The sequence below is a fragment of the Streptomyces sp. I05A-00742 genome, from assembly GCF_013055795.1.
Classification (GTDB): domain Bacteria; phylum Actinomycetota; class Actinomycetes; order Streptomycetales; family Streptomycetaceae; genus Streptomyces.
In genome coordinates, this window is sequence record NZ_JABETO010000004.1 from 164,449 (window position 1) to 184,880 (window position 20,432).

10 protein-coding genes and 2 pseudogenes are annotated in these 20,432 nt (G+C 75.8%); 10 read left to right on the forward strand and 2 right to left on the reverse strand.

What is annotated here, in order from left to right; translation table 11 throughout:
- The first annotated feature begins 24 nt into the window (after window positions 1-24).
- The 8 genes and pseudogenes from HN013_RS05550 (at window position 25) to HN013_RS05575 (ending at window position 14,583) form a co-directional block, all read left to right on the forward strand.
- Window positions 25-1,824, forward strand: coding sequence for a thiamine pyrophosphate-requiring protein (locus tag HN013_RS05550; protein ID WP_171163564.1), 1,800 nt, complete (start codon window positions 25-27; stop codon window positions 1,822-1,824).
- Window positions 1,825-1,891: 67 nt separating this feature from the next.
- Entirely contained in the window at window positions 1,892-2,995 is a 1,104-nt protein-coding gene (locus HN013_RS05555; protein WP_171163566.1) for an enolase C-terminal domain-like protein, read from the forward strand.
- Window positions 2,996-3,162: 167 nt separating this feature from the next.
- A complete protein-coding gene (locus HN013_RS05560) occupies window positions 3,163-3,747 on the forward strand; it encodes a diguanylate cyclase (RefSeq protein ID WP_249374782.1) in 585 nt (194 codons plus the stop codon).
- Window positions 3,748-3,864: 117 nt separating this feature from the next.
- On the forward strand, window positions 3,865-4,989 hold the full coding sequence (locus HN013_RS05565; protein WP_171163568.1) for a hypothetical protein: 1,125 nt from the start codon (window positions 3,865-3,867) through the stop codon (window positions 4,987-4,989).
- Between the two features lie 391 nt (window positions 4,990-5,380).
- Window positions 5,381-8,467, forward strand: a pseudogene (locus HN013_RS32760) (type I polyketide synthase); the annotation flags it as partial.
- Window positions 8,468-8,576: 109 nt separating this feature from the next.
- A pseudogene (locus HN013_RS33605) lies at window positions 8,577-8,912 on the forward strand (polyketide synthase dehydratase domain-containing protein); the annotation flags it as partial.
- 528 nt (window positions 8,913-9,440) lie between these two features.
- On the forward strand, window positions 9,441-12,905 hold the full coding sequence (locus tag HN013_RS05570) for an SDR family NAD(P)-dependent oxidoreductase (protein WP_171163570.1): 3,465 nt from the start codon (window positions 9,441-9,443) through the stop codon (window positions 12,903-12,905).
- Between the two features lie 70 nt (window positions 12,906-12,975).
- Complete coding sequence (locus HN013_RS05575; RefSeq protein ID WP_171163572.1) at window positions 12,976-14,583, forward strand: CocE/NonD family hydrolase C-terminal non-catalytic domain-containing protein; 1,608 nt, start codon at window positions 12,976-12,978, stop codon at window positions 14,581-14,583.
- On the opposite strand, the gene HN013_RS05580 is transcribed toward HN013_RS05575, so the two are convergent.
- Complete coding sequence (locus HN013_RS05580; RefSeq protein WP_171163574.1) at window positions 14,528-16,024, reverse strand: FAD/NAD(P)-binding protein; 1,497 nt, start codon at window positions 16,022-16,024, stop codon at window positions 14,528-14,530. The genes HN013_RS05575 and HN013_RS05580 overlap by 56 nt on opposite strands.
- Window positions 16,025-16,162: 138 nt before the next feature.
- Between HN013_RS05580 and HN013_RS05585 the strand changes: the two genes are divergently transcribed.
- The gene (locus HN013_RS05585) at window positions 16,163-18,358 is read left to right on the forward strand and encodes an MMPL family transporter (RefSeq protein WP_171163575.1); all 2,196 of its coding nucleotides are present in this window, start codon (window positions 16,163-16,165) and stop codon (window positions 18,356-18,358) included.
- A gap of 11 nt (window positions 18,359-18,369) precedes the next feature.
- Complete coding sequence (locus HN013_RS05590; RefSeq protein ID WP_171163577.1) at window positions 18,370-19,383, forward strand: hypothetical protein; 1,014 nt, start codon at window positions 18,370-18,372, stop codon at window positions 19,381-19,383.
- Between the two features lie 32 nt (window positions 19,384-19,415).
- Here HN013_RS05590 and HN013_RS05595 read toward each other — a convergent pair whose 3' ends face one another.
- Window positions 19,416-20,282 (reverse strand): SDR family oxidoreductase, encoded by an 867-nt coding sequence (locus tag HN013_RS05595; RefSeq protein ID WP_171163579.1) that lies wholly within the window; start codon window positions 20,280-20,282, stop codon window positions 19,416-19,418.
- Window positions 20,283-20,432 lie beyond the last annotated feature (150 nt).

Consider the following 20,432-nt stretch of genomic DNA (forward strand, 5'->3'; position numbering starts at 1 on the left):
CGGACCTGGACAGAGAGGAACACAGTGGCTGAGAAGGTCTCCGACCACATCCTGGCCCGGCTGCGCGAGTGGGGCGTGGAGCGGGTCTTCGGCTATCCCGGCGACGGGATCAACGGGCTGATGGCCGCCTGGGAGCGCGCGGGCGACCGGCCGCGCTTCATCCAGGCGCGGCACGAGGAGATGGCGGCGTTCGAGGCCGTCGGGTACGCGAAGTTCGGGGGCCGGCTCGGCGTGTGCGTCGCCACCTCGGGCCCGGGCGCCATCCACCTGCTCAACGGTCTCTACGACGCCAAGCTCGACCACGTCCCCGTCCTCGCGATCGTGGGCCAGACCGCCAGGACCGCCATGGGCGGCGCGTACCAGCAGGAGGTGGACCTGCACGCGCTGTTCAAGGACGTCGCCTCGGACTTCGTGGAGACCGTCACCGTCCCGGAGCAGCTGCCCAACGTCCTCGACCGGGCCGTGCGCACGGCGCTGTCCCGGCGCGCCCCCACGGCCGTCATCGTCCACGCCGACGTCCAGGAGCTGCCGTACAGCCCCCCGGGCCACGCGTTCAAGATGGTCCCGTCCAGCCTCGACCACAGCGGCTGGCAGTCGGTGCCCTCGGACGAGGCGCTGGAACGGGCGGCGGAGGTGCTCAACTCCGGTCACCGGACGGCGGTGCTGGTCGGCCAGGGGGCGGCCGGGGCCCGTGCCGAGGTGGAGCAGGTCGCCGATCTGCTGGGGGCCGGCGTCGCCAAGGCGCTGCTGGGGATGGACGTGCTCAGCGACGAACTGCCGTACGTCACCGGCTCGATCGGGCTGCTGGGCACCCGGCCGTCCTACGAGCTGATGCGCGACTGCGACACCCTGCTGACCGTCGGTTCGAACTTCCCCTACTCGCAGTTCCTCCCGGAGTTCGGCTCCGCGCGCGCCGTCCAGATCGAGATCGATCCGCGGATGGCCGGCCTGCGCTACCCGTACGAGGTCAACCTCATCGGTGACGCGCGCGCCACCCTCCAGCGGCTCATCCCCCTCCTGCGGCGCAGCACCGACCGTGACTGGCAGCAGAAGGTGGAGGGCGACGTGACCCGCTGGAAGGAGGTGATGGAGCGGCGCGCCGCGGTGTCCGCCGATCCCGTCAACCCGGAGCACGTGGCGCGGGCGCTGTCCCCGCTGCTGCCCGACGACGCGATCGTCACCTGCGACTCCGGCTCGGTGGCCAACTGGTACGCGCGGCACATCGCGATGCGGCCGCCGATGCGCGGTTCGCTCTCCGGCACCCTGGCCACCATGGGCAGCGGCGTGCCGTACGCGATCGGCGCCAAGTTCGCCCATCCGGAGCGGCCGGTGGTGGCGCTCGTGGGGGACGGGGCGATGCAGATGAACGGGCTGGCCGAGCTGATCACGATCGCCAAGTACCGCCTGGAGTGGGAGGATCCGCGCCTGGTGGTCGGGGTCTGGAACAACCACGACCTCAACCAGGTCACCTGGGAGATGCGCGCCATGAGCGGCTCGCCGCAGTTCCTGCCCTCGCAGCAGCTGCCGGACGTCCCGTACGCGGAGTTCGCCCGCTCGATCGGCTTCACCGGCATCCGGGTGGAGAAGCCCGAGGACGTCGGGCCCGCGTGGGAAGAGGCGCTGGCCGCGCGGGGGCCCGCGCTGGTGGAGTTCGTGACGGACCCGGCGGTGCCGCCGATCCCGCCGCACGCGGACTGGGACCAGATCGAGTCGACCGCCAAGTCCATCCTCAAGGGCGACTCCGACCGGGCCGGGATGGTGCGGCAGGGGATCAAGGCGAAGGTCCAGGAGTTCCTGCCGCACCGGCACAAGAAGGGGTCCTGACCGCGCCATGAGGACCGGAACGCCGTGAGGACCGACCCCGTGAGGACCGTGCCATGAGGACCGCGCCATGAGGACCGACGTCAGGATCGACGGGCTGGACGTCGCGGCGTTCACCGTCCCGACCGAGGGCCCCGAGGCCGACGGGACGCTCGCCTGGGACGCCACCACCGTCGTGGTGGTGGAGGCGCACTGCGACGGGGTGACGGGCACCGGCTGGACGTACGCCCCCGCGGAGGCCGGCGCGGCCGTCACCGGGCTGCTGGCCGGGCTGGTCACGGGCCGCAGCGCCCTGGACGTCGCCGGGGCCAACGAGGCGATGGTCCGGGCCGTGCGCGACGCGGGACGGCAGGGGCTGCTGGGCTGCGCGGTGTCGGCGGTGGACATCGCCCTGTGGGACCTCAAGGCCCGGCTGCTGGACCTGCCGCTGCTGCGGCTGGTCGGCGCGGTCACGGAGGAGGTGCCGGTCTACGGGTCGGGCGGCTTCACCACGTACCACGACACGCACCTGGCCGCGCAGCTCACCAGCTGGGTCCACGGCCACGGGATCGACCGGGTCAAGATCAAGATCGGGGAGGACTGGGGCCGGGCCGTCCACCGCGACCTCGACCGCGTACGCCACGCACGGGACACCATCGGCCCGGAGGCCGCCCTGTACGTGGACGCCAACGGCGCCTACACCCGCAAGCAGGCGGTGCGCGTCGGGGAGGTGCTGGCCGAACTGGGCGTGGCCTGGTTCGAGGAACCGGTGCCCTCCGACGACCTGGAGGGGCTGGGGATCGTCCGCGACCAGTGCCGCTGTGATGTGGCGGCCGGTGAATACGGCTACGACCCGGCGTACTTCGGCCGGCTGGCCCGGGTGGTCGACTGCCTCCAGGCGGACGCCACCCGGTGCGGCGGGCTGACGGGCTGGCTGCGGGCGGCGGCCGTCGCCCAGGCGCACGGACTGGAGATCTCGGCGCACTGCGCGCCCCACGCGCACGCCCATGTGGCGGCGTGCGTCCCCAACCTGCGGCACGTGGAGTGGTTCCACGACCACGTCCGCATCGAGTCGGCGCTGTTCTCGGGCGCCCTCGATCCCTCCGGAGGAACGATTCGCCCGGGAGCGGACGACGCACCGGGCCACGGGATGGGCTTCCGCCGGGCGGAGGCGAGCCCGTACCGCGTCCTCTGAACCATCGCTCGCCACCACCCTCGCGGAAGGACCACGCGCGCATGCTTCGCACACCCACCTCCCTGACCTCGGCGGCCTCACTCTCTTCAAAACTCTCTTCAAAAAACGCGGTCTCGAATATCGCGGCCTCGGAGATCGCGGTGGAGAACGCCACCACCCGCTACCTGATGTACGGGCTGCTGCCCTCGTGGTTCGTCCCGGGCGTCGCCGACTGGGTGATGCACCGGCGCACCCGCATCGAGGACACCTCGGGCACCAAGGAATCGCTCATCCACGCGCTGATGATGACCGAGGTCGGCGTTCCCATCGCCCTCACCCTGCTCTGCGAGGTCAATCCGCTCCTGCTCTCGGTGCAGCTCGGCGCGACGGCCTGCCACGAGGCGACGGCCCTGTGGGACGTCCGGACGGCCGTCGACAGCGACCGCGACGTCAAGCCGGTCGAGCAGCACATCCACAGCTTCCTGGAGTCCCTGCCGTTCGCCGCCCTGGCCTCCCTGATGTGCCTCCACCCCGACCAGGTCCGCTCCCTGCTGCGCGGCGGCGCGGGCGACCCGGCGGCCTGGCGGCTCGTCCCGCGCCGCCGCCCGCTGCCGGCGAAGTACCTCGCCGGGATCGCGCTGGCGGTGGGCACGTTCGTGGCGCTGCCCTACGGGGAGGAACTGGTGCGCTGTGTACGCCAGGGCCGCAGGCGGCGGAAGCAGCGGCGGGCGGAGACGAAGGCGCGGCGGTACGAGCGGGCCCTCGCGGGCTGAGGCGGACGGCCCTTCGTCGGCCCGGCGTTGCCGTACCCCGGCCCCGGCCCGGCGTTGCCGTACCCCGGCCCCGGCACCGGCCCGGCGTTGTCGTACCCCACTGCTACGGTCACGACCATGACCCACGACCGCGCCCTGCGCATCCTCCGGCAGCGCCCCGACCTGGCCGCCATCGCGGCGTACCCGTTCGCCTTCGACGTGACAGGGGACGACCACGGCGAGGACGTCGTGCTCGCCTCGGGCGCGCCGCTGCGGCCGGTCGCCGGAGAGGACTCGGGCGGCACGTACTTCCTCTGCGCGGGCGGCGAGGTGCTGCACGCCGACTCGGAGGGCTCGGCCGGGCTGCTCGGCGAGAGCCTGGACGAGGCGCTGGAGATCCTGATCGGCCTGCCGGGCGACGCCGCCTGCCTGTCGCCCGAGGACGACGACGCCACCCTGGCCGCGGGCGTGGCCGAGGCCGAGGAGGAGATCCGCGAGAACTACGGCCCCGGGTTCGACGCGGACCGCGAACGGCTGCTGACCGGCCTCGGCCTGCGCCTGCTGCCGCCGCGCGAACTCCTCGTCCGCGCCGAGCGTGCCGGGCGCCGCACGGAGCCCGACTTCGTCCTCCTCAACGCCGAGGAGGGCTGCGCCTACGAGCTGCACGAGAGCCTGCGCACCCCCGCCTGGCAGACCGCGCTCGCCCCCGGCCGGGCCGATCTGGCGCGGATACGCGCGGACGCCTCCTGCCACGAGGCCGTCGCCTCCGACCCGGGTCGCCGGGCGGGCGTCCTGGCCGCCGTCCGCCACGACCACCGGCCCGAGGACCTGGCGCCGCTGCGTACCCTGCTCCGGCACGGCATCCCGGCCGACGCCCCGGACGACCTCCGCGCGGCGGCCGTCCTGCTGGGCCGGTACGGCGATGCCACGGACCACGCCCTCCTCCTGCCGCTGCGCGCCGCCCTGCCCGGTTTCCCGGACGACGCGCGGGAGTTGCCCCGGTGGGCGACGACCGCTGCTCACCGTGACACCACCGCGCCGGAGGACGAACCCCCGCTCGTCTGGGCCCGTCTCGCCCGCCTCCAGGGCCGGACCGAACTCGCCCGCGTCACCCTGATACGCCTCCTGGACGCGGCCGGGCCGCGCGACGACGCCCTGGTGGCCGAACTCGTCGTCGAGTGCGAGGCGTTGGGGGACGAGTTGCAGGCGGACCGGGCGCGGCGGCGGCTCCCGCGGACGACGGTCGGCGTCGGTCCGCGCTGACCACCCGGCCCTCATGCCGCGGCGACGGCGCGAAGAAGTGCGGTGAGGGCAGGCGGCGGCCTGACCGCACCGCGCGGCGGCGCCGCCGCGCGGAAGCGGCGTACCGGAATGCGGCGCGCCGGAAGGCACGGATGACACGGCCGGAGGAACAGGCGAGCGGAGCTCCGGCCATATAAGCCCATCTCGCTACTTTCCCGGTGCGGCCTTCCTGACGCGGCGCGCCCGCGGCGCGCGGTCGCGCACCGGGTTTTCCGGCATTCCCCGACGGAAAGCCTTCACCGCCGAAGCGGCCGAAGGACGGCAACCGCCCACCCCGCCGAGGGAGATGCCCGTGGACCAGCACGTCGCCGACCGGAACGATTCTGCTCCCGCCCCCGTCGCCGTCGTGGGAATGTCCTGCCGGTTCCCCGGCGGGATCCGCACTCCCGGGGAATTGTGGAACGCGTTGCGCGAGGGCCGTGACCTGGTGACGGAGGTTCCTCCCGAACGCTTCGACAGCGGCCTCTTCGTCGACCCCCGGCGGAAACGCCCCGGCAAGAGCTGCACGGCGGCCGGCGGATTCCTCGACGACATCGAGGGCTTCGACGCCGGCTACTTCGGCATCGCCCCCCGCGAGGCGGCCCGGATGGACCCCCAGCAGCGGCTGCTCCTGGAGACGGCCGTCGAGGCGCTGGACGACGCGGGAATGCGCCGGGACGCGTGGTCCGGTACGGACACCGGGGTGTTCATCGGTGCCTCCAGCCGGGACTTCGGGGAACTCCAGACGGCCCGGCCGGACACCGTCGACGCCTACACCATGACCGGACTGGCCTCGTCCATCACGGCGAACCGGATCTCCCACTTCTTCGACTGGCACGGCGAGAGCATCGCCGTGGACACCGCGTGTTCGTCCGCGCTCACCGCGGTCCACCGTGCCTGCGCCCACCTGCGGACGGGGGCGGGCCCGGCGGCCCTCGCCGGCGGGGTGAACGTCCTGCTCAACCCGTTCGGCTACGCGGGCTTCTCGGCGGCGTCGATGCTCTCGCCGACCGGCCGCTGCCGGCCGTTCGCGGCGGCGGCCGACGGGTTCGTCCGCGCCGAGGCGGCCGCCGTGGTCGTCCTCAGGCGGCTCGCGGACGCCCTGGCGGACGGGGACCGTATCCGCGGTGTGCTCCTGGCCACCGGCGTCAACTGCGACGGCCGCACCCGGGGCCTGGCCCTCCCCCGCCGCGAGACGCAACAGGCCCTGCTGGAGAGGCTGTACGCGGAGGCCGGTATCGACCCGGACGACCTGGTCTACTTCGAGGCCCACGGCACCGGCACCCCGGCCGGCGACCCCGTCGAGTGCGAGGCCATCGGCCGGGCCCTCGGCTCCCGGCGCCGCACCGGCGCGCTGCCCATCGGCTCGGTGAAGTCCAACCTCGGCCACTCGGAGGCGGCTTCGGGCATGGCGGGCCTGCTCAAGGCCCTCCTGGTGCTGGAACACGGCTCCGTACCGCCCACTCTGCACGCCGAACCGCTCCACCCCGGCATCGACTTCGGCCGCTGGCGGCTGCGGCCGGCCGTGCGCGGCGAGCGGCTGGCAAAGAGGCCGCGTCCGGTGGTGGGCGTCAACAGCTTCGGCTTCGGCGGTGCCAACGCCCACGCCGTGCTGGCACCGCCCCCGGTCGGACGGCCGTCCCCGGCCGTCCTGCCCCTCCCCCGGCGGGAGCCCTCCCCGGACCGCCCGTTGCCCGTCGTCGTCACCGCGCACACCCGCCCGGCCCTCGCCGAGGCCGCCCGCCGTATGGCCGACCGGCTGGCCACCGCCGCGGACGAGGAGTTCTACGACATCGCCCGCACGGCGTACCTGCGCCGTACGCTCCACGAGCACCGGGTGGCGGTCCTGGCCGCCCGGCCGAAGGAGGCGGCCGACGGGCTGATGGCGGCCGCCCAGGGGCGCCGCTTCGCCGGGACGGCCTCGGGGCACGCCGCCGGCGGGGGCAGAGTGGCGTTCGCCTTCTCCGGCAACGGCTCGCAGTGGCCCGGGATGTGCGCCGACCTGCTGGCGCACGACCCGGTCTTCCGGGCCGCGGTCCACCGGCACGACGCGGCCCTCCGCCCGCACCTGGGCTGGTCCGTCGCCGACGTGCTGGCCGCCCCGGTCTCCGCCGCCGAGCTGCGCCGCACGGAGGTCGCCCAACCGCTGCTGTACGCCGCGCAGATGGGGCTGGTCGCCGTGCTCGCCGGGGCCGGGGTGCGGCCCGCGGCCGTCCTCGGGCACAGCGTGGGCGAGATCGCCGCCGCGTGCGCGGCCGGCGTCCTGGACGAGGAGACCGCCGCCCGCGTCGTCGCCGGCCGCGGCCGGGCCCAGGCCCCCACCGCCGGCAAGGGCCGCATGGCCGCGGTCGGCCTGCCGGAGGCGGAGGCCCGGGCCGAGGCGGCCGCGTACGACGGCCGGCTGACCGTGGCGGCGGTCAACAGCGCGCGGGACGTGACCCTCGCCGGGGACCCGCGGGACCTGGAGGACCTGGGCGGACGGCTCGCCTCCCGGCACGTCTTCTTCCGCGTGCTGGACGTCGACCACGCCTTCCACAGCCCCGCGATGGACCCGGTCGAGGAGCCGCTGCGGGCCCTGCTCGACGGCGTCCGCCCGGGCCCCGGGACGACGCCGTTCTTCTCGTCCGTCACCGGTGGCCGGCTGCCCGGCGCAGCGCTCGACGCCGCGTACTGGTGGCGCAACGTCCGCGAACCGGTGCTCTTCGCCGCCGCGGCGCGGGCCGCGCTCGACGAGGCGGCCGACCTGTTCGTCGAGATCGGTCCGCACCCGGTGACGGCCGCCTACCTGAGCCGGTTCACCCGGGCCGGCGGCGGCCGGGTGCCGGTCGTGCGGACCTGCGTCCGCCACGGGAACGGGCCGGACGGGATGCGCACGGCGGTCGCCCAGCTCCTCGCCTGCGGGGCCCGGGCCGCCCCGGAGGCACACTTCCCCCGGCCGGGCCGAGTGGTGTCGCTGCCCGCCGTCCCCTGGCAGCGCGAACGGCACTGGAACGGCGCCCCCTCGTGGTGGTCCGCCGGGCGCGACGGGGACGCGCCGGCGCCCGGGCACCCGCTGCTCGGCCCCCGTCTGCCGTCCCTGGAACCGTCCTGGTCGGGGCCGTTGGAGGCGTCCAGGCTGCCCTGGCTGGGGGACCACCGGGTGGGCGACGGCGTCGTCCTGCCCGCCGCCGCATACCTGGAGGCCGCGTTCGCCGCGGCCGGAGAGGTCTTCGACGGGCCGGTGGAGGTGCTCGGGCTGCGCATCGACCGGGCCCTGAGCCTCCCCTGGGAGGACGACGCGGACCCGGTGCGGTTCCAGCTGTCCCTCTCCGACGAGGACGGCACGTTCCGCGCGGCGAGCCGCCGGCAGGACGGCGGCCCCTGGCAGCCGCACGCCCGCGGCAGGGTCCGCCGGCTGCTGCGCCCGGCCCCCGGACCGGCCGGCCCGCCGCCGGACGACGGGCCGACCGCCCACACCGTGGACGCCGGGGAGCACTACGCCCGTGCCGCCCGCGCGGGCCTCCCCTACGGCCCGGCCTTCCGGGTGCTCGACGACCTCCGCGTCGGCTCCGGCGAGGTCGTCGCCGCCTATGCCACCGGCCTGCCGCTCGACGGCNGCGGGCCTCCCCTACGGCCCGGCCTTCCGGGTGCTCGACGACCTCCGCGTCGGCTCCGGCGAGGTCGTCGCCGCCTATGCCACCGGCCTGCCGCTCGACGGCTGGCGGGCGCATCCGGTCGTCCTGGACGGGGCCCTCCAGGCATGTCTCCCCCTGCTCGCCGGACCGGGCCGGGGCGACACCCCGTACCTGCCCGTCGAGATCGGAGCGGCCCGGCTGTGGCTGTCACCGCCCGCCACGGGCCGGGTGCGCGTCAGGGCGCGCGGGACCGGGGCCGCCGAACTCCGCTGCGACATCACGCTCCTGGACACGGACGGACGGGTGACCGCGGAGCTGGAGGGGGTGCGGCTGCGCCGCTTCCCGGCCGCCGGGGCGGTCTCCATCAGCCGTTCCCACACCGTCCTGCGGGCCCTGTCCCACCCTCTGCTCCCGCACCCCGCCCCCGACGCACCGCTGGCCACGCCCGACGAGTCGGCCGACGCCGCCCCCGCCGTCCCGGAGCGGGAGCACCTGCGGTTCCTCCGGTTCAGGAACTCCGTCGCCGCACTGGCCGCGGACGCCGTGCGGCGGCTCCTCGCCGGGACGGGAACGGCCGGGACGGAGACCTTCACTCTCGCCGACCTGGCGGCGGCGGGAGTACGGCCCCGGTACGTCCCACTGCTGGAGGTGCTGCTGGCCCTGTGCGAGGAACAGAACCTGCTGCTCCCGGCCGACACCGACACCGGCCGGGCGTGGCGACGCCCACCGGGCGGCTCGCCCCCGCCGCGGCGGGTTCTGGAGCAGGCCTTTCGCGAGCTCCCCGAACAGGCCGTCGCCCAGGCCCTGTACGCCCGGTGCATGCTCCACCTGCCCGACGTCGTACGCGGCCGCCTCGACGCCCGCGAACTGCTCTTCGCCGAGGCGGACCGCCACCTGGTCGACCAGATCTACGCAAGCGCCCCGTACATGGAGAGCCAGCTGGCCATCGCCTGCGCGACGCTGCGCACGGCCGTCGCCCGCTGGCCGGCCGACCGGCCGCTGCGCGTGCTGGAGGTGGGAGCGGGCACCGGGGCCATGACCGGAGCCCTGCTCGACGTGCTGCCCGCCGAGCGGACGGAGTACGTGTTCACCGACGGATCCGCGGCCTTCCTGCACCGCGCCCGGCGGCGTTTCGAGCACCACGCCGGCCTCGGTCTCCGCACCTTCGACATCGACGAACCCTATGACGAACAGGGCTTCCTGGCGGGCGAGTTCGACGTGATCGTCGCTCATCACGCGCTGCACGTGGCCCGGGACCTGCGGAGGGCGCTCGGCCGGCTGGCGGAACTGCTCGCCGACGGCGGCCTGCTGCTGGCCACCGAGATGCACGACACGGCGTCCAGCGCCCTCTGCTTCGGACTGCTGGAGGAGTTCTGGTCCCACACGGACACCGGTCTGCGGCCCTCGTCCCCCCTGATGAGCGCGGCGCGCTGGAAGGAGGTGCTGGACGGCTGCGGCTTCACCGGGACCCGGATCGTCGGACAGGGCCGCCCGGACGGTCCTCCCGACGCGTCGGTGCTGCTGGCCCGGCGCGCCGCCCCGGCCGTCCGTACTCCGGAACCGGCCGTGCCCCGGTCTCCGGGCGACGACGCCCGGTGGATCCTGGTGACGGAGGGGGCGGAGGACGGCCGGACGGCCGAGCTCGCCGGCCTGCTGGCCGCCTCGGGGGCCCGCGGGGTGCGCCGGACGGAGCTCTCCACCGACCCGGACCGGTGGGCCGGGTCCTGGCGCGGTGCCCGCGATGCCGCGGACCCCGTGCACGTCGTCTGCCTGCTGGACGACCGGGGGACCCGGTCGGACCCGGAGGAGGCCGCCGAGCGGGCGGTGCGCCGCACGGCAGGTCTGGCCGCCTTCGCCCGGGCGCTGACCGAGCAGGGTCCGCCGCCGGTGGCGGCGCTGTGGCTCGTCACCGCCTCGGGGGCGGCCCTTCCGGCGCCCGCCTCCGTCGGCCCGCCGGAGGACGCCGCGGCGTGGGCCGCCGCCCGGTGCCTGGGCAACGAGCACCCCGCGCTGGCCGTGCGGCGGATCGCGGCCGGGAGCGGGACGGCCGTCCGGCGCCTGGCCCTGGAACTGCTGAGCCCCACGGACGAGGACGAGGTCGTGCTCACCCGCGACGGGCGGTTCGTGCCCCGCCTCACGTTGCTGCCGGAGGAGCGTCCCGCCGCCCCCGGCAGGCCGTTCCGGGCCGAGGTGCGGGAACCCGGGCTCGCGCACCGGGTCCACTGGACCACCGCCGCGCCTCCCCCGGCCGGGCCGGACGACGTCCTCGTCGAGGTACGGGCCGCCGGGCTGAACTACCGCGACGTCATGGAGTCCACCGGGCTGCTGCGCCCGGGGCCCGCGGCCGTCACGGCCACCGGGCAGTGCCTGGGCCTGGAGTGCGCGGGGATCGTCACGGCCGTCGGCTCCCGGGTCACCGGCCCGGCCCCCGGCGACCGGGTGTACGCCATGGCCCCGCGTTCCCTCGCGTCGCACGCGGTGGCCGACCGCCGGCTGGTCGCCCGGATGCCCGACGGGATGGACTTCGCCGCCGCGGCCACCCTGCCGGTGGTCTTCCTCACCGTGCAGCACGGCCTGGAACGGCTGGCCCACCTCACCGCCGGCGAGACCCTGCTGGTGCACGGTGCCGCGGGCGGCGTGGGGCTGGCCGCGCTCCAGCACGCCCGTGCCGTCGGCGCGCGGGTGATCGCCACGGCGGGGACGCCGGCCAAGCGGGACCTGCTGCGTCAGCTCGGGGTCGAGCACGTCTTCGACTCGCGCGGCCTGGACTTCGCCGAGCGGGTGCGCGGGGCGACGGGCGGCCAAGGCGTCGACGTCGTGCTCAACTCGCTGGCCGGGGAGGCTCTGGTGCGCGGCGCGGAACTGCTGCGGCCCGGTGGGCGGTTCGTCGAACTCGGCAAGCGCGACATCGACGCGGACAGCCGGCTGCCGATGTCCGTGTTTGACGCCAATGTGTCGTTCCTCGCCGTGGACCTCGGCCGGCTCCTGCACGCGGGACCGGTGCCCGAGGGCGTCCTCGACACCGTGGCGGAAAGGGTGCGCGACGGCGTCTACCGCCCGTTGCCGTACCGGAGCCACCCGGCCGCCCGGCTGCCGGAGGCCATGACCGCGCTGCGGCACTCCCGGCACCTGGGCAAGGTGGTGGTGACCTTCGACGCGCCGCCGCCGGTCGAGCCGCCTCCCGTGCCGGCGGCGCCGGATCCCGCGGGCGCGTACCTCGTCGCGGGCGGCCTGACCGGGCTGGGCGCGGCCTTCGCCCGGCACCTCGCCGAGCGGGGCGCCCGCCATCTGGTGCTGCTCGGACGCCGGGGTGCCGCGACGCCGGGCGCCGACACGCTGCTGGACGACCTCGCGGCCCGCGGGGCGCGGGCGGAGGTCCACGCCGTGGACATCTGCGACCGGGAGGCGGTGACGGGGATCGTCCGGGGCCTCCGGGCGGCCGGCCGGCCGCTGCGCGGAGTCGTCCACGCGGCCGCCGTCTTCGACGACGCGCCGCTGGCCCTGCTCACCGAGGAGCGCGTGCGCGGCGTGCTCCGTACCAAGGCCCTGGGCGGGCTCGTCCTGGACGCCGCGACGGCCGGGGAACCGCTGGACTTCTTCGTCTGCTGTTCGTCCGCCTCGGCTCTGGTCGGAAACCGGCAGCAGGCCCACTACGCGGCCGGGAACCTGTTCCTGGAGTCCCTCGTCCGGGCCCGGCGGGCGGCCGGGCGGCCGGGGCTGGCCGTCGCCTGGGGCGTCATCGACGACACCGGTCATGTGGCGCGCGAGGACCTGGCGGCCGTGCTCCGGCGCACCGGTCTCGGGCCGCTGACCTCCGCCGAGGCGTACACCGTGCTGGAGGGCCTGCTGGTCACCGACGCGACGGCCGTGATGGCCGGCCGGTTCGACTGGGCGCGGGCCGCCGCCCACTTCCCGGCCCTGGGCGCCCCCCGGTTCACGGGGATCGTGCCCCCCGCCGAACGCGACCGGGGCGACGGGGCCGCGGCGCTGCGCCGCCGGCTGGCCGCGGCGGAACCGGACGAAGCGCTGGAGCTGGTGGCGGAGGCGCTGCGCCGGGCGGTCGCCGACGTCCTGCGGACCGAACCGGAGCGCGTCGACCGCCGGCAGCCCCTCGACAGTCTCGGCCTGGACTCGCTCATGGCCGCCGAACTCGTCGGCGTCGTGTCGCGCCGGCTGGGCTGCGAGATCCCCGCCGTGGAGCTGCTCGACGCGGGCAGCGTCGACGGGCTGGCCCGGCGGGCCCTGGAACGGCTGGGCCGCGGCGCGGGAGCGGGGGGCGGCTAGCGCGCGGTGGGGCCCTGCCCGGCCGCCCCTTCTCGGCCGGGCCCGCCGGAGCACCCGACGAAAGGACCGTATGACTCCTTCCTCTTCTCCCTCTTCCGTCTGCCGCTCCCCGGCCGGCCGTCGCGCGGCAGCACTGCTCCTGGCCCTCGCGGGCCTCCTGCTCGCCCTGGCCGTCCCGGTGCCCCCGGTGCGCGCCGCGGACCGCCCGGTGGCGCGGCCGTTCGTCTTCCGCGGTGTCGGGGGCACCCCGCTCGAGGGGACCGTCGCGGAGCCGGCCGGCCGGGGGCCGCATCCGTTGCTCCTCCTGCCCTGCTGGGTGGCCATGCCGGAAGTGCTCATGCGCGGAATCCAGCTGGAAGCCGCGCGCAGGGGTTTCGTGGCCATCACCTACCGGACGCGCCTGCCGGTCGGCCCCGGAGCCAGCGATCTCCAAGGCCCCCGGGACGTCGGTGACGTCTCGCGGGCCATCGACTGGGCGCTGGATCACGCCCACGCCGACGTGCGGCACATCGGTGTGGGGGGTGTGTCCTACGGGGCGGCCCTGGGGCTGCTGGGAGCGGCCCACGACCGCCGGATCTCGGCCGTCGCCGCACTGAGCGGCTGGGTGGACGCGATGGACGTGCTGGAGGACAACGGGACGCCCACCCTGGTCTCGCCGGGAATGGGCGTCTACACCTCCGTCCAGGGACGCGGGGCGCTGCTGGGTGCCGTCCGGCGCCATGACCGCGCCCGCCTGGCCGCCTGGGCCCGCCCCCGTTCACCGCTCACCTACCTGGACCGCTACAACGCCCGTCGCGTCGCCATGTTCTTCGCCCACACCTGGGGAGAGGGGGTCGTCCCCGCTCCGCGCCTGGGCGACTTCTTCGACCGGCTCCGCGGGCCCAGGCGGCTGGAGATGCGGCCCGGGGACCACGCCGGACCGGAGATCGCCGAGGCGCTGGTCCCCGGCGAGCTGATCCGGTCGGTCCTGCGGTGGATGGACCGCCATGTGAAGGGGGTGGACAACGGGGTGGACGGGGAACCCCCGCTGCTGCTCCGGCCGGTCAACAGCGGTCCGCGGTTCGGCGCCGGGTACGGCTGGGAGGGCCACGCGGGCTGGGCGGCGATGACCGGGGCCACCCGGCGGCTGTTCCTGGGCACCGGACGGTCGCTGCGCGAGGCACCCGACGGCTCCACGACCGGCGCCGCGCTGCTCACCGGTCCCGGGTCGGTGACCGACAACGGGCTGCTCATGGTGCAGCGTTCGGCCGAGGCGGCCCTCGGGGCCCAGGTGCCCCGGCCCCTCGCGCTGGTTCCGCGGGGTGTCGGCGCGGTGTGGACCTCCCGCCCGGCAGCCGCTCCCCTGTACGTGCGCGGGAGGCCCCGGATGCGGCTCACCCTCACCCCGGGGGCCGGGACGGGCACGGTCGTCGTCCACCTCCTCGACGCGGACGCCCGGGGCAACGGCACGCTGATGACCTGGGCTCCGTACACCTTCTCCGGCCGGACGCCGGGCAGGCCGTTCACCGTCGAGGTCCCGCTGCACGCGACGGCCTACGACCTGCCGGCCGGCCATCGGCTGGCCCTGGTGGCCGGGACTGCGGACTCCCGGGTGCTGGCCCGGAACGCCCCCCTCCGGCGGATCACCCTGTCGTCCCCGGCCGGGTCGCCCTCCTGGGTCGACGTGCCTCTGCGCTGACCACGCCGGCGGCCACGGCGCGGGCCACGAGCCCGCTCTGGTGGACGAGGCTGGGCAGGCCGAAGTGGAACAGCACGGCGCCGCGGGTGGGATGTCCGAGCGCGTGGAGGCCGGTGTGCGCGCCGCCGACGCCCGGGACGCGGTGGGTGCGCCGGTCGGTGCGCAGGCCGCCCAGCGGATGGGCAGCGCCGCACCGCGCGGCGAGGGTCGCCTCGACAGGACCGGCCCGGCCGTCGCCCGGGGCTCCGGGGTTGAGGGCGTTGAAGAGCACGTCCACAGGGCACGTGGCGCCGCGCGCGATCAGGTCCAACCCACCGCGCCGGCCGGGTTCGACCGCCGACAGCCCCGCGAGGACGGTGAGCCGGCCCGACGTGAGCAGCCGCAGCATCAGCTCGGCCCGGTGCCGGGGCATGGGGCAGCACAGGCTCGTGACGGCGCGGCCGTGACACCGCCAGAGGGCGGTCTGCTCGGCCTCCGGCAACAGGTTCCACGCCTGGCCGGCGAAGCGGTGGAGGGCCTGCCGGAGGACGGCCAGGGCCACGCCCCCGCCCGCGGCGTCGGCCAGTTGTCTGCGCAGCCGGTCCACCGGCGGCTCCGTGAGCGCGAGTTCGCGGTGGAACACCTCCTCGCCGACGCCGGCGGACCGGAGTTCGGCCCGCAGCAGCGTCCGCAGTCCGGACGCCGTCAGGGGCCGGCCGGCGGCCAGTGACTCCAGCCGGGGCAGCGTCAGGTGGCGGGGCGGGTGCGGGGCGGGCGCGGCACCCGCCGAGGGCAGCACCCCGCCGCGCGAGGCGAGGGCGATGGGCCCCCGGTGACCGCGGGCCACCAGACCGGCCACGATGTCCACGGCCGTCAGGCCGGACCCGAGGACACCGACGTGCGCGTCGGCGGGGACGGCGGCCAGCGTGCGGGCGAGCGGGAACGGCACCGCGACCCAGCCGGGGACACCGGCCAGGCCGTAGGGGTCCGGCGGGGCGGCGGGCCCCGCGCACAGGACGACGTGGTCGAAGCGCTCGCCCCGCCCTCCGGCGGTCACCACGCGCACCGACTCCCCCGCGGGTTCGAGCCCGCGGGCGTACTCGCGGACGACGCGCAGCCGCCAGCCGGCGTCCACCAGCCGGCCGGCGGTCAGGGACAGCGTCTCGGCGAGGTACACCCCGTACAGGGCGCGCGAGGTCAGCCCCGACGCGTCGAGGACGCCGGGACCGCGGGCCCTGAGCCACCGTTCGGCGTGCGACGGGTCGCCGGGACGTACGGACATGTGCGCGGCGGCGATGTTGGTGATCACGTCCGCGTCGTCGGGCTGGTAGGCGCGGCCGCGCCAGAGGACGGGGGCGCCGTCCACGACGGTCAGTTCGCAGGGCCGCGCGACCCGCGCGGCGAGCTGTTCGACCAGACACGCTCCGGCCACCCCGGCCCCGACCACAGCGATGCGCCGCATTCGGCATGCATACCCGGCCGTGCGCCGGGAATTCGCCGACCGAATTTTCCTACTGTCATTCTATTTTCAAGGCAGGTAGGTGCCGGTCCTTCCCTCGCTAATCTGGTCGCCGGGAGCGGGGTGACCCGGGGAGGGCCCATGGCGCGCACAGCCCGTGCGATATTGCTGTCCGCGTCCCTCGTCGCCCTGTTACTGGCCTGGGCGGGAATCGCCGGAATGGACCGGCTGACAAACAGCGGATTCCTTCCCGACGACGCCCGGTCACGCCACGACAACGCCGCTCTGAGTGCCCGTTACCGGGCCGGCGGCGCCGATGTCGTCCTGCTCGTCGACGCCGCCGCGGGCGTCGACTCCGCCGGAGCGGCGCGGGCCGGCCGGCTGCTGGAGGAGCGGGTCCGCCGGGCGCCCGGAGTGCTCGCCACCACCTCGTACTGGTCGTCCGGGGACCCCACGCTGCGTTCGCGGGACGGGCGCACCGCACTCGTCGCCGTCGACCTCACCGAGGGCGAGGCGGCCGCCACCCGGGCCGCGGAGCGGCTCGTGCCCCCGCTGCTCGGCCGGGACGGGCCGGTGGAGGTGTCGGCCACCGGCCCGGCGTGGGTGAGCGCGGAGACGATGCGGGCCGCCCGGCGGGACCTGCTGACCGGTGAGCTCGTCGCGGTGCCCCTGACCGCGTTGGTCCTGCTGTTCGTCTTCCGGTCCGCCGTCGCCGCCCTGATCCCCCTGCTGACCGGGGTGTTCGCGGTGACGGGCACACTGGCCGGACTGCGGCTGCTGGCCTGCTTCATGGACGTGTCCTCCTACGCGGCCAACATCACCTGCGCCCTGGGCCTCGGACTCGCCGTGGACTACGGCCTGTTCATGGTGACGCGCTTCCGCGAGGAGCGCGCGGCGGGTGCGGCGGTCCCCGGCGCCGTGGCCCGCACCCGGCGCACGGCCGGCCGGACGGTGGCGGTCTCGGCCGGGGTCGTCGCGCTCTCGCTGTGCGCCCTCTTCGTCTTCCCCTTCGGCTTCCTCCGCTCCGTCGCCGCGGCCGGCATCCTCGTCGCCCTGCTGTCGGCGGCCGCCACCGTGCTGCTGGTACCGGCGATGCTGACGCTGTGGGGCGGGCACGTCGACCGGGGGGACGTCTTCGCCCGGCTGCGCCGCCGCACCGCGGGCGACGGCTCCGGAAGCGTGCCGTGGCGGCGGATCGCGACGGCCGTCTGCCGTCGGCCCCTGCGGTGGACCGCCGCCGCGCTGGCCGTCCTCGCCCTGCTGTCCCTGCCGTGCGCGCACGCCGTATTCGCCCCGAGCGACGACCGCGCCCTGGCCGCGGGCAGCGACCTCCACCGCGCGGGCCGCCGGCTCGACAGCGGCTTCTCCCCCGCCCCGGACCGGGTGGTGACCGTCGGTCTCCCGGCCGGCACCGGCGACGGCGCCCTGGACGCCTACGCGCGGCGGCTGGCCGCCCTGCCCGGCGCTGCCGGGGTCCGCACGGCGACCGGCGCCTACGCGAACGGCGGCCGGCTGCCGCTGCCCGCGCCGGAGGCGGCGCGGTTCGGCACCCCGGCCGGTCCGCTGCTCACCGTGGTCTCCCGGACCGGGCGCACGGACGACGCGACGCACCGGCTGGTCCGGGCGGTCCGTGCGACACCCGCGCCGGGGGGCGGCCGCGCCCTGGTGGCAGGCGAGTCGGTGCGGACCGTGGACACGGCGGACTCCCTGGCCGGGTCCCTTCCGCTCGCCGGCGCCCTGGTGGCGGGGGTCACCGCGGTCCTGCTCGGCCGCTTCACCCGCAGTGCGCTGATCCCCCTGAAGGCCGTGGCCGTGGCGGCGGCGAGTCTCTCCGCCTGTCTGGGCGTCCTGGTCCACGTCTTCCAGGACGGCCATCTCCGTTTCCTTCTGGGCGACTTCGCGACCGGCGGGTTCCTCGACGGTTCGCTCGTCGTGTTCGTCCTGGTCGTGGCGTACGCCCTGTCCGTCGACTACGAGGTGTTCCTGCTCTCCCGTATCCGTGAGGCGTACCTGGCGACCGGTGACAACACCGCGGCCGTGGTGCGGGGGGTGGAGACCACGGGCCGGGTGGTCACCGCCGCCGCGCTGATCGTGGTGTGTGCCATGGCCGCCCTGGCGTCCTCCGGCGTCACCGCGCTGAAGACCATCGGCACGGGCCTGGCCGTGGGCGTCCTGGTGGACGCGACGCTCGTCCGGGGCGTCCTGGTGCCGGGTCTGATGACCCTCGCCGGCCGCTGGAACTGGTGGCCGTCGCCACGGCCGCGTACGGCCGCCGCTCCGTCCGCACCGTCCCCTCCCGCTCCTCCTGCCCCTCCCCCTGATCCCCGCGGTTCCTGAGGAGGAACGACATGCGCATTCCGTCCGCCGTCGGTGTGGTGTCCGCCGCCCTGTGGCTGCCCCGCGGGCACTGCACGGTCGAGGACGCGTACATCGACGGCGTCCTCGTCGACGGCCAGGACGTGCCGCCGTCCCCGGACCGGGTGCCGCAGACCGGCGGCGAGACTCCCGAGTTCATGGCGGCCGGGGCGGTGCGGGAGGCACTGGCCGCGGCCGGCCGGGCGGCCGGCGACCTGGACGTCCTGGCCTACGCCTGGACCGTGCGGACGGGCCCCGAGCTGTACGCGCCGCCCTTCCGCCTCGCCAAGGCCCTGTCGGTCGGGGACTGTTCGGTCCTCGGCGTCGTCCAGGCGTGCAACGGCGGGGCCGCGGCGTTGGAGGTCGCGGTGACACGGATGCTGGCGGACGACCGGATCCGCCTCGCCGCGGCCGTGGCCTCGGACACCTTCGAGGAGTTCGGCTCCCGCCGGTGGACGGATCCCACGGTGATGGTCGGCGGGGACGGCGCCGCGGCGGTGGTGCTGTGCCGGGGGCCGGGGCCGCTGCGGCTGCGGTCGCTGGTGTCCAAGGGACACACCTGCGCCGGCATCCTGGAGGCCGCGCAGGGCCTGCGCGGCCGGCTGCCGGGCACGGAGACGGTGCCCGAACCCCCCTCCGAGACCCACCTCAAGGAGTCGCTGCACAGCGCGGAGCGGTTCGGGGTCTGCATCCGTGAGGTGGTGGACGAGGCCCTGGACGACGCCGGTCTCCGGGCCGGCGACCCGGGCATCACCACGGTCCTGCTGCCCCGCCTCGCCGCCCCGTTCGTCGAGGCGTTCGTCCTTCCGGCCCTTCCCGGACCCCTGCGGGACAAGGCGTTCGTGGCCGACCCGCACACCGGCCACCTGGGATCGGGCGACGCGCTGGCCAACATCGAATACGCCCGCCGGAACCTGACGTTGGACGCCGGTCAGCACCTGCTCGTCCTCAACGGCGGTCAGGGCGTGACGGCGTCGTGCATGGTGTTCGCGCCGGGCGAGGGCTGAGACCGCGGGCGCCCCGCCGGGCGCCCGCCCGGTCAGCCGTCGAGGTCGACGCGGGGGACGGTCCGGAGCAGCCCCGTCATCCGTCGCTGGATGCCGTCGGTCAGCGCCGGGGGCGCGTACTGGTGGACGCGCACCATCAGGCTCTCCCGCCCGGTGCAGTACCGCGCGGCGGGCCGCCGGGCGCACACCGCCCGGCACACCACGCGGGCGGCCTGCCCGGCCGGGCGGAAGGGGCGGTGCCGTGCCAGGCCGCCCAGGGCCACCAGGTAGGCGTTCTGGTACGGCGAGGCGCCCTCGGCCGCCAGCCGGATCATGCGCTGCGCGCCGTCGGCGACCATCGGCGACTCGTGGAAGCCCGGCTCGACCAGCGTCACTTTGACGCCGTCCCCCGCCACCTCCATCCGGAGGGCGTCGCTGAGCGCCTCCAGGGCGTGCTTGCTCGCCGCGTACCAGCCTTGGAAGGGGGAGGCGACGAGGCCGGCCATGGAGGTGACGTTGACGATGCGTCCCTCGCCCCGGCGCCGCATGCCCGGCACGGCGAGCCGGCAGATGCGGGCCGGGCCGAAGAGGTTGACGTCCAGCACCCTGCGGGCCTCCTCGTCGGTGACGTCCTCGACCGCCCCGGCGAGGTGCGTCCCGGCGTTGTTGACGACGGCCCAGGGGCCGCCGCCGGTCAGCTCCTCGATCCGTGCGAAGCCTTCCTCGCAGCTCTTGGCGTCGGCCACGTCCATCAGGACGGTCCGCACCGTGGTTCCGCCGTCCCGGGCCGCCGCGGCGAGGGCCGCCGCCTTCTCCTCGGTCCGGACCGTGCCGATGACGTCGAGCCCCCGGCGGGCCAGGCCGAGGGCCACCTCCCGGCCGATCCCGCCGCTGGCTCCGGTGACGACCACACTGCGCATGTGATTCCCCCTCGTCTCCTCGTGCCGGAAAACACCCGCGTCGGATCCGGCATTCATGCCTACCCGTACGGCGCTCGCCCGATTCCCCCGTCCATCGCACCGGTATTCCCCATACGACCCGATCGTCATATCGGCAATTCCCCTGGTTGT

Excerpts from the sequence above, each read along its gene's own strand:
- HN013_RS05555 (WP_171163566.1), top strand. The coding sequence starts at position 1,892 with ATGAGGACCGACGTCAGGATCGACGGGCTGGACGTCGCGGCGTTCACC.
- HN013_RS05560 (WP_249374782.1), top strand. The coding sequence starts at position 3,163 with ATGTACGGGCTGCTGCCCTCGTGGTTCGTCCCGGGCGTCGCCGACTGG.
- HN013_RS05565 (WP_171163568.1), top strand. The coding sequence starts at position 3,865 with ATGACCCACGACCGCGCCCTGCGCATCCTCCGGCAGCGCCCCGACCTG.
- HN013_RS05570 (WP_171163570.1), top strand. The coding sequence starts at position 9,441 with ATGCTCCACCTGCCCGACGTCGTACGCGGCCGCCTCGACGCCCGCGAA.
- HN013_RS05575 (WP_171163572.1), top strand. The coding sequence starts at position 12,976 with ATGACTCCTTCCTCTTCTCCCTCTTCCGTCTGCCGCTCCCCGGCCGGC.
- HN013_RS05580 (WP_171163574.1), bottom strand. The coding sequence starts at position 16,024 with ATGCGGCGCATCGCTGTGGTCGGGGCCGGGGTGGCCGGAGCGTGTCTG.
- HN013_RS05585 (WP_171163575.1), top strand. The coding sequence starts at position 16,163 with ATGGCGCGCACAGCCCGTGCGATATTGCTGTCCGCGTCCCTCGTCGCC.
- HN013_RS05590 (WP_171163577.1), top strand. The coding sequence starts at position 18,370 with ATGCGCATTCCGTCCGCCGTCGGTGTGGTGTCCGCCGCCCTGTGGCTG.
- HN013_RS05595 (WP_171163579.1), bottom strand. The coding sequence starts at position 20,282 with ATGCGCAGTGTGGTCGTCACCGGAGCCAGCGGCGGGATCGGCCGGGAG.